Origin of the sequence: Paenibacillus sp. FSL K6-1330, assembly GCF_037976825.1 — a bacterium.
Classification (GTDB): domain Bacteria; phylum Bacillota; class Bacilli; order Paenibacillales; family Paenibacillaceae; genus Paenibacillus_AQ.
The window spans coordinates 3,752,715-3,765,620 of record NZ_CP150269.1 but is presented as its reverse complement, the minus strand read 5'-3'; the positions used below and the strand labels follow the sequence as shown (position 1 = coordinate 3,765,620).

The 12,906-nt window shown below is 43.7% G+C and carries 14 protein-coding genes and 3 pseudogenes; 15 read left to right on the top strand and 2 right to left on the bottom strand.

What is annotated here, in order from left to right:
- Positions 1 to 12 precede the first annotated feature (12 nt).
- From NYE54_RS16975 to NYE54_RS16935, 9 genes and pseudogenes are all read left to right on the top strand, one after another.
- Positions 13 to 720: a response regulator transcription factor gene (locus NYE54_RS16975; protein ID WP_339264725.1), complete on the top strand. Its 708-nt coding sequence runs from the start codon at positions 13 to 15 to the stop codon at positions 718 to 720.
- 71 nt (positions 721 to 791) lie between these two features.
- Positions 792 to 2,144: a HAMP domain-containing sensor histidine kinase gene (locus NYE54_RS16970; RefSeq protein ID WP_339264724.1), complete on the top strand. Its 1,353-nt coding sequence runs from the start codon at positions 792 to 794 to the stop codon at positions 2,142 to 2,144.
- 113 nt (positions 2,145 to 2,257) lie between these two features.
- Entirely contained in the window at positions 2,258 to 2,977 is a 720-nt protein-coding gene (locus NYE54_RS16965; RefSeq protein WP_339264722.1) for a hypothetical protein, read from the top strand.
- A 166-nt stretch (positions 2,978 to 3,143) separates the two neighbouring features.
- Positions 3,144 to 3,836 carry an SDR family NAD(P)-dependent oxidoreductase gene (locus NYE54_RS16960; protein WP_339264720.1) on the top strand — a complete coding sequence of 231 codons (693 nt, stop codon included), beginning with the start codon at positions 3,144 to 3,146 and terminating at the stop codon, positions 3,834 to 3,836.
- Between the two features lie 76 nt (positions 3,837 to 3,912).
- A pseudogene (locus tag NYE54_RS16955) lies at positions 3,913 to 4,035 on the top strand (alcohol dehydrogenase); the annotation flags it as partial.
- The gene (locus tag NYE54_RS16950; RefSeq protein ID WP_339273754.1) at positions 4,019 to 4,153 is read left to right on the top strand and encodes a hypothetical protein; all 135 of its coding nucleotides are present in this window, start codon (positions 4,019 to 4,021) and stop codon (positions 4,151 to 4,153) included. The pseudogene NYE54_RS16955 and the gene NYE54_RS16950, both read left to right, overlap by 17 nt.
- Positions 4,154 to 4,181: 28 nt before the next feature.
- Entirely contained in the window at positions 4,182 to 4,544 is a 363-nt protein-coding gene (locus NYE54_RS16945) for a hypothetical protein (protein WP_339264718.1), read from the top strand.
- A gap of 108 nt (positions 4,545 to 4,652) precedes the next feature.
- Positions 4,653 to 5,144, top strand: a complete 492-nt coding sequence (locus tag NYE54_RS16940; protein WP_339264716.1) for an NUDIX domain-containing protein — start codon at positions 4,653 to 4,655, stop codon at positions 5,142 to 5,144.
- 55 nt (positions 5,145 to 5,199) lie between these two features.
- Entirely contained in the window at positions 5,200 to 5,589 is a 390-nt protein-coding gene (locus tag NYE54_RS16935; RefSeq protein WP_339264714.1) for an ankyrin repeat domain-containing protein, read from the top strand.
- Positions 5,590 to 5,957: 368 nt separating this feature from the next.
- Here NYE54_RS16935 and NYE54_RS16930 read toward each other — a convergent pair whose 3' ends face one another.
- Entirely contained in the window at positions 5,958 to 6,707 is a 750-nt protein-coding gene (locus NYE54_RS16930; protein WP_339264713.1) for an SDR family NAD(P)-dependent oxidoreductase, read from the bottom strand.
- A gap of 299 nt (positions 6,708 to 7,006) precedes the next feature.
- Between NYE54_RS16930 and NYE54_RS16925 the strand changes: the two genes are divergently transcribed.
- The 4 genes and pseudogenes from NYE54_RS16925 to NYE54_RS16910 all read left to right on the top strand — a co-directional run bounded on the left by NYE54_RS16925 (position 7,007) and on the right by NYE54_RS16910 (position 10,273).
- Entirely contained in the window at positions 7,007 to 7,582 is a 576-nt protein-coding gene (locus NYE54_RS16925; RefSeq protein ID WP_339264711.1) for a TetR/AcrR family transcriptional regulator, read from the top strand.
- Positions 7,583 to 8,193: 611 nt separating this feature from the next.
- Positions 8,194 to 8,820, top strand: a pseudogene (locus NYE54_RS16920) (FAD-dependent oxidoreductase); the annotation flags it as partial.
- Positions 8,809 to 10,047 (top strand): DUF885 domain-containing protein, encoded by a 1,239-nt coding sequence (locus tag NYE54_RS16915; protein WP_339273522.1) that lies wholly within the window; start codon positions 8,809 to 8,811, stop codon positions 10,045 to 10,047. The pseudogene NYE54_RS16920 and the gene NYE54_RS16915, both read left to right, overlap by 12 nt.
- Before the next feature lie 19 nt (positions 10,048 to 10,066).
- Positions 10,067 to 10,273, top strand: coding sequence for a hypothetical protein (locus NYE54_RS16910; RefSeq protein WP_339264709.1), 207 nt, complete (start codon positions 10,067 to 10,069; stop codon positions 10,271 to 10,273).
- 93 nt (positions 10,274 to 10,366) lie between these two features.
- Here NYE54_RS16910 and NYE54_RS16905 read toward each other — a convergent pair.
- Positions 10,367 to 10,573: pseudogene (locus NYE54_RS16905) on the bottom strand (GNAT family N-acetyltransferase); the annotation flags it as partial.
- Between the two features lie 361 nt (positions 10,574 to 10,934).
- Between NYE54_RS16905 and NYE54_RS16900 the strand changes: the two are divergent.
- The gene (locus NYE54_RS16900) at positions 10,935 to 11,798 is read left to right on the top strand and encodes a MurR/RpiR family transcriptional regulator (protein ID WP_339264707.1); all 864 of its coding nucleotides are present in this window, start codon (positions 10,935 to 10,937) and stop codon (positions 11,796 to 11,798) included.
- Positions 11,799 to 11,975: 177 nt separating this feature from the next.
- Entirely contained in the window at positions 11,976 to 12,887 is a 912-nt protein-coding gene (gene murQ, locus NYE54_RS16895) for an N-acetylmuramic acid 6-phosphate etherase (RefSeq protein WP_339264705.1), read from the top strand.
- Positions 12,888 to 12,906: the final 19 nt, after the last annotated feature.

Sequence of the window (12,906 nt, the reverse complement as noted above, 5' to 3'; positions counted from 1 at the left end):
AAGGGGTGCACATTGAAGAAAATACTTGTCATTGACGATGAAGTCGCAATCAGAGATTTAATTGAGCTCGTACTGAGAAGAGAAAACTACGTCGTTCAAACGGCTGAAAACGGTAAAATAGCCCTGCAACTGCTGGATGCTTTTGGGCCGGACCTGGTGGTGCTTGACTTGATGCTGCCTGACTGCTCCGGATATGACCTGTGCAAAGAAATCACCGGGAAACGTGCCGTTCCTGTGATCATGCTCTCTGCCAAAAATGAGGTAATCGACAAGGTGTTGGGACTAGAGCTAGGGGCGGAAGATTACATGACCAAACCCTTTGACAATCGTGAATTGCTCGCTCGGATCAAGGCGATTCTGAGAAGAAACGAGAGCAAGGAGGAATCAAGTGAAGGAACAGAAGTGAAATCTACACGCATCATTCATGAAGAGCTGACATTTGATCTGGAAAGCCGAAGGGTGCTGAAAAACGGTGTACCCGTGTCTTTAACGGCCAAAGAGTTTAAAATTCTGGAAACGTTACTCAAAAGGCCAGACAAAATCTTTACCCGGGATGAGCTGCTGCAGATCGGATGGGGATATGACTTTATGGGAGACAGTCGCAGTGTGGATATGACCATCATGCGATTACGTAAGAAGCTGGAGGATAACGCGGACGAACCGAAGTATGTCAGGACGATCTATGGATTTGGCTATCAACTTGGAGGTGGCGAGGCCTGAAGTATGCAACCCGGTTACTGCTGAATTATTTATTTTTCTCCGTGCTGTCCTTTGGCATCATCATTTTTGCGGTGAATAAAGCCATCGATTACTACAGCTTCATTACCATTGAAAAACAGATGATGGAGAAGGCGGATCTGTCCGAGTTGTCCTTCCGTGAGGTGTTGGCACAGCATAGATCATCGACAGGAGAGCCGCAGACAAAAGAAATCGTCAGACTTGCTCTGGAGAAGCTGAAAGCTTCAGGCAAGGAAGTACGTATCTATGATAGCTCCAAGCAGTTGCTGGGCTTGGCTGTGGATGGCATCATCATTAATGATGGCAAACCTCTTATTTTTGAAAAGAATATTGAGAAAGCCCTGAGCGGCAGTTATGCCTACACCGTAACGGAAGATCATCTGCTTTATTTTGCCACTCCCATTCAGGATCAATACTACCAAAACGCTTATGTGTATGAGTTCGTGGAGGACATTTCCTACTTTTATGCGATTATGGATCAAATCCGTTATATCCTGTTTGCGGGTGCTGGCGGATTTATTGTACTGATTACGTTATCCAGTCTGTGGATTGCCCGCAACACAACCAAGCCGATTAAGCTGTTGCTTGGCGCTGCGCAAAGTTTCTCTAGACAGGAGTTTCGGAGAGTTCATCTAAACCGGAAGGATGAGCTGGGCATGCTGGCAGATGGGCTGGATTCCATGGGGCGGCAGCTTCATGATTACATTCAGTACCAGAAACAATTTGTCTCCAACGTATCTCACGAGTTAAAAACACCATTGGCAGCAATTCGTGGTTTCTCTCAATACTTGGTTGAAGGGGAGAACGAGAACAAGGAGCTGCAAAAAATCTATGCTCATCTGCTGCAGGAATCGGATCGGCTGACGCGCTTGATTAATGAACTGTTGTTGCTATCCCGATTCGACAAGGCTGGTTCTAACGAACTGGAAGCCCGGAAGACGGAAATGAACGAACTGATTCAGCAAGTCGCAACGAGTATGGGTGCCAAGGCCAAAGATAAAGGAATCGAGATTATGTTCAGGGAGGCGGAAGCGGAACCGGAGGATAAGCTTCTGACGAGAGTCCACGCCAACGTGAATCCAATGCTGATGTCCCATGCGATCGCCAACCTTGTGGACAATGCCATCAAATATTCAGGCAGTCCATCGCTAATCGAATTGAAGTTGGAGCATACGCCAAGCGAGGTCGTTATACGGATACGTGATCAAGGTATCGGTATCGCGGTTGATGAGCTGGAGAGAGTGCAGGAACGCTTTTACCGGGCGAAAAATGCAAGCACAGCGAACGGTTCAGGTCTTGGACTTTCTATTTGCAAAGAGATTGTAGAGCGGTTTAATGGATATATCGACATGGAAAGTCAAATCGGGGAAGGAACGACCGTTACGATTGTGTTACCCCGTGCGTAAACACGCGCGTAAATAGTTAACGTTACAAGATTGATACAATTCTGTTATGAGACTAACAAATGCTTTTTTTATAATCACTTCATAAGAAGAAATCACACATTTATGGAGGGATCATGATGAAATTGATAAACAAAGCTACAGCTGTTATCCTGCTGAGTATTTTACTAACGATGGCACTGACGGGCTGTCAGTCGGGTGGTGCCAAGTCGCCAGAAGCGCCGCAGAACTCGGCTGAAAAAAACACGCCCGACGAACAGGCCAAAGGCGAAGGAGCATCAAATTCTACTGCGCCTGCTTCAGAAAATTCGGAAGGACAGAGTTCTGAAGCTATTAAGGAAGGTTCGATGGAGAAGGAAGGCAATGTGGTGCTGAAGGAGCTTGCTTTTGTCTATAATGAGCACACCATCGCGATTTCGGATACAGCGAATGAAGATCAGATGGAACAGATGCTGGGCAAACCGGATAACCTGAAATCTCATACGTACAGTGCCGGCGATGGAACAAACATGGATACGTTAATCGGTTTTACAGAAAAGGTGTATACGTATCCTGGTCTGGAGATTAAAACAATCAGTATACCGGAGGGGAAACAAGACTCCATCTTTCATATCGAAATTACAGATCCTAAGTACGCGACAGTGCGAAACATTAAAGCAGGAGATAGCCTGGATACACTCAAAAACGCCTACCCTGAGGGGAAACTGCTTGGTGATGGAGCCCCTAATGAGGAGGATGACTACCGTTACGAGCCATCCAATTATGTGGATGTGATGTCGTTTCATATCAAGAATGCCAAGGTGGAGAGCATTCAGATCTACAGCCTTCTGGACTAATATTTAGTGATCGATGTTGGTTAGCCATTCATACGATTCACCTTTAATACCTGCCCGGAAGAGGGGTAGGTATTTTCTCGTTATAGACTCGTTTATAGAATGGTATCGAGCTGACAGGTTTTCTCTTAAAAAAACTTAGACATGGTACAATTTTGCCATAAGCGATTTGAATAGTGTTAGGAAGTTCTCTGCAGATTTCCTCGAAAAGAACGAGTCCTTGTCTATTCTCATTAACAATGCAGGCATTATGTTCCCGCCATTACAATTAACCAAGGATGGCTTTGAATCCCAATTTGGAGGTAATCATTTAGGTCATTTTGCACTGACTGGATTGCTATTGCCTCGCTTGATTTCAACTCCAAAATCGAGAGTTATAACTCTGAGCAGTCTACTTGCTCATAACGCCATTATTGATTTCGGTAATTTGGACGGATCTAAGGGATATAACCGCCAAAAGTTTTATGGTCAAAGTAAACTAGCAAATCTATTGTTCGCTAAAGAATTACAAAATAAATTTAACAGCCATCAAATTGATTCCTTTAGTGTCGCTTGTCATCCTGGAATAGCGAATACCAATTTATCTTCCTTTGGTTCAGGGAAGCAAGCAAGTATATTCAAAAGGATGTTTACCAGCATCATTAGTCAACCAGCACATATGGGCGCGTTGCCTACCTTATATAGTGCCACGGAATCAACGATTATGGGAGGGGAATATATTGGTCCAGATAGCAAAGGTGGAAGAAAAGGCTATCCAAAGAGTGACCCGATCATCGAAAAGTTATACGATCCTCAGGATTCAAAATTATTATGGAATGTTTCTGAAAAATTAACAGGTGTATCTTTCAAGTTTGACAGATAGTTTTTATTTCATCCGTGAACATTCAAACTTTGCGGCTATCGACAGAGTTTTCAAATTCGAATTCCTGACGTCATATGATGTTGCCGCACCGCTATTGTGTGCTGGGATTGCAATGTACTCGCCGCTGCGCCTTCGGGGTGCTTCCTTTGGCAAGAAGATAGCGATAATTGGGCTTGGTGGACTTGGATACATGGTTGTTGCAGACGAATACGAACCGTCAACATCCGTACGCTTATGGAGATGACGAATCTGTTCATACCGGACATATCCGAGAAGCGCAGCGGCGGGGTGTTCAAAACGGCTTCGAAGGCAATTGAAGTCAATATCGAGTAGGGGGTAGCAACAATGTCGAATAAGGTAGCACTTATAACCGTTTCTTTTAACTATAGGAATAAGTGGGCATCACCTCAGTTTTCAATAATTGTGTGCTGTCACGATTTTTATGAAATGATTATAGAGAGTGGTCAAGGCTGCCTTTATCGGCTACGGTTGTTTGTCGTGGCAATTGAAGAGAACCAGATCGATGAGATAAGCAAACACATTGATCCAGTTTTTTATGTCGAGGGACAAGAACATGGTCCCATTGAAAGTCGCTATTTTAGCGGCTTTTTTATTTTATCGGTACAAGTTCTTGTCCCGAACCAAGGACAAGAACTTGTACCGATTGCCGTAAAGGACAAGTACATAGTCCGATTACCGATTAGATGAATATCTAAGTAACCCAATGCTACTTCATTAAGCTATCGGGCAGGAAAGTGCGAGAAGGCTGTGGAATAAATATACAAACGTTACTGCATAAGGAGGTCGTAACTATCTATGCCATTTCCAACACACATCGTAGCCGCAGGTGGATTTGTGGAAGATGGAGAAGGAAATATCCTTTTAGTAAAAACCCGTGACGGTGGTTGGGTTTACCCAGGTGGACAAGTGGAAGTTGGAGAAAATCTGATGGATGCTTTGGTTCGCGAAATCAAAGAGGAAAGCGGAATTGATACCACGGTTAGCTACTTAATTGGTGTCTATTCGAATATAGGGATTTTTAAATGGTATGATGGCGTGACAGATGTTCCTACGCAAGTTGGGTTTGATTTCGTATGTAAACCCGTTGGTGGGGAGTTGTTAGCTGTTACTGAAGAAACAACCGATAGCCGATGGGTTGCGAAAGATAGAGTTCTTGATTTCATTATACAACCAGCTATTCGCACTCGCTATCAGGCTTATTTGGATTTTAATGGAGCAGTAAATTACGTAGAGTATGTAACGCAACCCGAGTTCATCAAAAAACACCAAACATACATTTCGAAGTAGAAAGTGATCAGTTTGGGTTCCGCAATTTATACAATGATGATAGGAGAGATAACCAATGTCCAATAGTCTTGCTCCAGAATTAGTTAAAGAATTTGTTTATAATGCGCACTCCGATTTTGATAAGGTTAAGGAGATGCTCGAACAAGAACCAGGTTTACTTAATGCTGCATGGGATTGGGGTAATGGCGATTGGGAAACGGCCCTTGGTGCAGCTGCACATATGGGAAAACGTGATATAGCGCTTCACTTGTTGGATAAAGGGGCCAGAATTGATCTGTTTGCTGCTGCTATGCTAGGTAAGCTTGATATTGTGAAAGGAATAATAAACGATAATCCGAATACAGTAGATTTGTTAGGTCCCCATACTATTACATTAATGGCTCACGCTAAGGCGGGTGGAGATCACTCAATTAATGTTGTTCAGTACCTCGAGTCAATTAAATAATAAGGAAAAAATGCCGGTTGGTAAATAGAACCGGCATTTAATATTTTCAACTTATATTTTTATCGATAAAATAGGTAAGCCTAAAGTGTATGACACTAAATATAAATGTCGAGGGACAAGAACATATACCCATTAAAGTCGCTATTATAGCGGCTTTTTTTGTTTTATCGGTACAAGTTCGTGTCCCAAGCTAAGGACAAGAACTTGTACCGATTGCCGTAAAGGACAAGAACTTATTCCCATTACCAAATAGTTTCACGCCGGAACTCATATTTCTTTCCATCCCACTTAATTGTTTCTCCATATGAAAATACAAATCTGGCGACACGAAACATAACCTTTTGAGCAAACGCTGAATTATAGGTAAATTAATGAATCTTTGGAGGTTCAGACTTCATTGTATCGTTAAGGTGGGTCACAAAAATACCTTCGTTCGGGCCAGGGTTATTTCGAAACACTTTCGCTTCTTCGACCAGAACTTCGTCTGTATCCGTACCTAGTACCTTTATCGTCTCATCAATGAATGACGAAAGTGGCATCGCACGCGGTTCATCGTTGTTGCTTTGAACCCACGGTGGCACAATTTCTATCACTTTTACCGAAGTGTCTTTAAGCATGTATCTTTGGGACAGCGTATAGGTATGAAGTGCTGCTTTCGTTGCGGAATATATAGCAGTTGCGGCTAACGGTACAAAACCAAGGATCGAAGTCGTGTTGATGACAATAGCTTCTTCTTTGGACTTCAAATGAACGATTAATGCAGAAGTCAACCGAATTGGGCCTAACAAGTTTGTCTCGACCGTCGAAATCAAAACATCCTCATCGATCACGCCCGCCGCGTCATCGGGCTGTATGATGCCGGCGTTGTTAATCAAGACATTCAAATCCGGGAATTCTTCGATTAGCTGCTTGGCAACCACCTCTATGCTGGCAGGATCTTGTACATTCAATTCCACTGCGGACATACCGGGATTCGCTTTGATTGTCTCATCCAATCGCTCTTTACGTCGACCAGAGATAATAACTTTGTTTCCAAGATGGTGGAGAGCTTCTGCTAACGCACGTCCAATTCCCGAACCGCCGCCTGTAATAAAAATCGTGTTTCCTGTAAGTTTCATGTTGTAAACCTCCTGAATTAATTTAAATTAAATTATCGATTATTTTGTAATAAATAAAATACATAAACATTTTAGGTCCTATAGTTTTTCGGGAGTTTCAAAATTGTCGAATTAATAACTTTCATGGATAAGCCTCCTCTTGAATTGATCACATGTTGATCTATCAACATGAGTTTTATATAGTGAATGTATCAGGGCGATAAATGGGGTTCAATGGTTAAAACAAGCTCAGTTGTTGATTTTTCAACACAGGACATCAAAGTGACCATTTTTTGGATGGGATAAAGGGGAGAAGGATTATGGCCAAGCGTATTCAAAAATCAAGGCAAGCGATTAATGATGCATTTATGAGGCTAATGTCAGAAAAGGAATTCGAGAGCATAACGATTAATCAAATTGCAGCAGAAGCGAATGTCAATCGAGGTACGGTGTATCTGCATTTCGATGACAAGTACGATCTGCGCGAGCAATGCATAGCAGCTGAGATTAACCAGTTGCTTCGACATTGTATGTCTGGAGATGACCTGGTTCATCTTCCTTCCAAAACCGCACTACTTCACACTTTTGAATATTTGGAGCAGCATGCTTCTTTCTACTCGATTATGCTGAAGAGCAAGGGAAGCATGGTATTTCGAAACCAAATGGAGACCATGTTCAGAAAAAGTCTGATGGAACATCTGGATTCAATCAATCTCGATCAGGACAGGAACAGGGACATTACAGTACAATTTTTAATTTCAGCATCAGTGGGTGTATTGGAATGGTGGATTATCCGTTCGATGCCGTATCCGCCATCCGTCATGGTTGAACAATTTTGGAATTTGCTGAACCGAGTTGTCGAAGGACACGAACATCGTTCCATTGGAAGTCGCTAATTTGGCGGCTTTTTTTGTGTTTTCTTATGTTTGACAAATGAGCAGGTATTCTACAATGTGTTTTCGGCAACGTCATTGACGGTACTGGCCCGTTGTTTAGAAGGAGATGCCGAAGATTGGAACGAAGTCATTCAAGGAAGAGTAGGAAGATCACACTCCGAACGTTGGGCAAATGAAAAAGCTAGGAAACTGGAGGAAGTGTTGGATCACTGGAAAGGAATCAATGGCGAGGACGTTGCTAGTATTACCGTCAAATTATAAGAAAACTACAGAAATAAATAAGAAGAGGATATAGGGGGATTATCGTACCAAAGATCATTCCAATTGAAAGAATTCATTGAACGGGCATAACAAGATGATTAATCAATCAAAGCAGATTCGAACTAACAGAAGCTGCTTTTTCCATTCCAAGCTGGAGGAGAGACATCAGGTTACCATAAGATGGATCATTCAGTTAAAAATTAAAGTAAGGGGGTTCCTTTTATAACCCTCTTTTCTTATGATGGAAACAGAGAAAATCTGCTAAAACTGGTTCGATTGTACATGTGATGTTTAGTAGGTTACAAGTTCTCTTTTGCATGGATTCGTATATATATTTAGGAGGTTTCTGCATGGTGAAAGTACAAGAACGTCGGCATCTCGTCTTGATTGGCAACGGGATGGCGGGCATCAACACGGTGGAACAGATATTAAAACTGGCGCCCAGCACCTACAGGATCACCGTATTTGGAAGCGAGCCTTATCCCAACTACAATCGTATTCAGTTATCGTATGTGCTAGAGAAGAGTAAAGCAGTAGAAGACATCATTCTGAACGACTGGGATTGGTATTTAGAGAACGGAATAGAGCTATATACGGGAACGACTGTAACGCATATTGATACGGAACAAAAAATCGTGAAGGCAGACAATGGTATGGAGGTTCCATATGACACCCTCATTATTGCAACCGGTTCCAACCCGTTTATGCTTCCTGTTACAGGAGCAGATAAAGAAGGAATTGTAGGTTTCAGAGATATCGCAGATTGCCAGAACATGCTGCATGCAGCAGATCAGTACAAGAAGGCTGCTGTTATTGGCGGGGGCTTGCTTGGATTGGAGGCGGCCAAGGGACTGCTTAAACTGGGGATGGATGTGACAGTGGTCCATCTGTTTGAGGAGATAATGGAACGTCAGCTCGATCATACCGCCTCACTGATGCTTCAGGCAGAGCTGGAAAGCCAGGGGTTGAAATTTTCGGATAAAGTCGCGCATGTCATACATAGAATTCAAGACAGACGGGAGAAAGGTATTGTCCCTGCTTCTGAATTTCTTAAGGAAATGCTTACGAGTTACAGCATTTTGCGGAATACGAAACCGGAAGAAACGATTCTGTACAGTTTATATGCAGAGAAATTAACCGAGTTAAAACTCGATCCCTCCGAAGAGGAGAAGCTAAAAAAAGCGTTAGCGCAAACCCTAACCGATCATGTACTGGCTTCTTACGGCAAACTTGCCGATGTGATCAAGAACGATCTTATAAAACAAGCATCCGTTAGCCAAGGAATCTGGAGTCAGCCGGACGGCAGCGAGTATTATTCTGCAAGGCTCAAACTTACTACGGGTACAGACCTCAGTCCTCAGGAAATGCACGAGATCGCTAAACACAAGGTAGAAGAGATCGTGAAGGAGCTAAGAAGCGGTGCTTCGGGTCAAGCACAGACTACATTTATAAACAGATTCCTAACCGGAGATGAATTGCTGCAAGCGTTAAATAGCAGTCTGTCGGATGCCACGCCCTACTTGTCCGATTGGTTTGAAGACGAGCTTATCCCGAACCATCCCGTGGATGTGCGGGCGTATTCGGCTCTTATCGCATCGGCAGGTGGAATGTATATCCCCTTATCTATAGATGGTGATAGGAGCGGGAGATTTGTCATTCCGCTCGAAAACCCGACCTCCGAAGAAATGGTTAAAATGCTTGCGTTGCATGAGGGTATTCCAGGACATCACTTTCAATTTTCGATTCAATATGATCAACCAACCATTCCATTAATCCGCAAAATAACGATGACGCCTGGATACGTAGAGGGATGGGCGGTCTATATGGAAAGCTTATGTGCGGAGAAGGGCTTGCTTGATCGGAACACCGTACTAATCCGTTTGGCGAACCTTTCAATAGGTACCGTGATAGATACGGGTATCCATGGGCTGAAGTGGACAAGAGAACAGGCTAATGAGTATCTGATGAGTGTCACTGGAAGGGGGGACGATGCTTTTATCGACAGTGTTATTGCCTATCCAGGACAAAAGGAATACTATGCGATCGGATCGGAGCAATTTCAATCCCTTCGAGAAAAGGCGAAAAGGGAACTCGGGGATCGCTTCGATATCAAAGCATTTCATTCCGTTCTTCTTCGAAACGGTAATATGCCATTTCCGATATTGGAGCAGCAAGTGAATGAATACATCAAGTCCGCCAAATAAAAGGAGAGCAAACCCCAATATGATTAAACGCACGCTAGTACGAATGACGATATGGAATAGTACGGTCGTATTTTGCTTGCTCATCATGCTGGGGGGAGCGTTATACGGGCTGGCGCGTTATCGGATCTATTCCGACATTGACCGTCAGCTGGTGTTTAATATTAACTTAGCCGATGACTTTGCCAGATTAACGTCTGCATTTCCGCTCGGACCAGGCAATCATTAAACCAAAATTATCAAGGAAAGAAGCAGCGAGGAACTAGGACGAAAAAAAGTCCAAGACTACCGCTGCTTTATTGCTCTATCGTTATCCGTTGGCTCAATTTTTTAATTCTAGATGAAGTAAGGGGAATGGCCGACCTGTTCCGTCTAATTCTGATCGTCCTGTTTGCACAAGTCCATACCGTTTATAAAAAGCGCGAGCCCCCTCATTTTGCTCATTGACATCAACTTCGAGGTGGCTACCTTTCAATTTTTCAGTGTTTTTTAGTAATCGACTACCAATCCCCTGTCCGTGGTAATTGGGATATTGGGGAGATTATATAAACGTAGAGTTAAGATCCAACATAGAGTGTGACAATGGCATCTGGAAGCAGAAAGACATCTATTATCAATAGTAGCAAGATGCTTATACATACATATCGGAGGACAAGAACATGATCCCATAGAAAGTCGCTAATTAGCGTCTTTTTGTGAATTTTCATTATCACAACTTTTAGATGAAATAAAATTTCGAGAGGACGACAATGCAGCGCACTGCTGGTAGCGGTAGATTCATCTTGTTTTTTGCCGCCTTTGAGATTATGCTTTAATTAATTTTGCGGTGCTTGGGCGCCGCTGGCAGGCTGTTTTACTATTACAGACGATGAGGATGAGTAGATACACATATGTCAATTAATGATAATATTTTGATCAAGATCAGAGATATGAAGGACAGTCTGACACCTGTGGAGAAAATGCTCGCAGAGTACATTCTTGAAAATTTGGAGGAAATCCCTCATCTCTCGATCAAAAGCCTCGCTCAACTGACCAAGACAAGTGATGCTTCCGTGCTCCGTTTCTGCAAGACAATGGGATACAGCGGCTACCGCAGCTTCATTGTCAGCATATCGGCTTCGCTCGGTTCTATGGATGAGGAGCAACGGCACCAGTATACGGATATTCAGCCCGGTGATGATCTGAACACGATTATCGCGAACATATCCCATAATAATATCAAATCGATAGAAGATACACTGAGTGTAATTAACAAGGATCAGATTGATCGTGCGGTCAAGGTGCTGAGACAGTGCAAGCGGATCGTATTTTTCGGTATTGGCGCTTCAGGGCTTGTGGGGATTGATGCGGAACAGAAGTTTACGAGAATCAACAAAATGTGCCATACCTATAGGGACGGCCACAGCCAGCTGACAGCCGCGACACTGCTCGAGAAGCAGGATGTTGCTATTTTCATTTCCAATTCCGGGCAGACGGTGGACATTCTGGATTCACTTGAAATCGCCAAGAAGTCGGGAGCATGTATCATCGCCATCACAAAATACAACAAGAGCGAGCTTGCAGAGAAAGCCAATATCGTGCTCAGCATCTCGACGCCGGAGCTGACGATCCGGAGCGGCGCGATGGGCTCGCGCATCGCCATGCTGACGGTAATCGACATTTTATTTGCTGGCGTCGCCAGTGCAGATTACAGAAATGTTAAAAAATATCTAACAAGAACCCACAACATTATTACTAGCAAAAACCGCAAATAATAGGAGAGACACCGGGAGGGGAATGATTCTGCCGGTGTTTTTTTATGTCTTTGTAAGAAATAAAAAATCATAAAAATATTTTATTATAAAATTTTATTTCAAAAACTATTGACCAAATTGTGAATTCTCGCTAAGATGCAATTAAGAAATTTACATAACATGGATAGGGGGATAGCCATGGATGAGTATCTGGCGGGCCTGACGACAGAAGAGATCAATGAGGAGACTCAGATGATCGACGAGTTAACAACAGAACAAATGCTGCGTCTTATGAACGAGCAGGATGCCAAGGTGCCTGACGCCGTAAAAGCTGAAATACCGCGAATTATGAAAGCGGTTGATATTTTGCACCATGTGCTCAAAAACGGTGGTAGGATGTTTTACATAGGAGCTGGGACATCCGGCCGACTTGGTGTTCTTGATGCTTCGGAATGTTCTCCTACTTTTGGTACTGACCCGTTGCTGGTGCAGGGTCATATCGCCGGTGGCGATGTGGCGCTGAGGCTGGCAGTTGAAGGTTATGAAGATAACGCAGAGGAGGGGATAGCACTCATTGAACGCTGCGGCGTGACGGACAAGGATGCAGTGGTTGGCATCACAGCCAGCGGCAGTGCACAGTTTGTGATCGCAGGACTACGGAAGGCTGGAGAGATTGGAGCAGCCACCATCGGTGTGGTTAACAACAAGAACTCTAAGGTCGAGCCGGTCTGTGATGTGTGTATCGCTCCGGTCGTGGGGCCTGAGGTCATTATGGGATCAACCCGATTAAAGGCGGGCACGGCACAAAAGCTGGTTCTGAACATGCTGACAACCTGCACCATGGTAAAGCTCGGCAAGACCTACAACAACCTGATGGTTGATTTGAAGGCGAGCAATATCAAATTGTACGACCGCTCGGTACGAATCATTAGGGCAGCTACGGGGGTAGACGACAAAACAGCTATTGCTTATTTAGAAAGCGCTTCCATGAGCAGTAAGCTGGCCATCATGATGATCAAGACAGGCCTAGACGCCGAGAAGGCGAAGCAGGTACTGAACGAGAATGAAGGAAGCTTGAAGAAGGCTTTCGCACAACTGCAGAAATCGTAAATTTGTATATTCTAAGGGA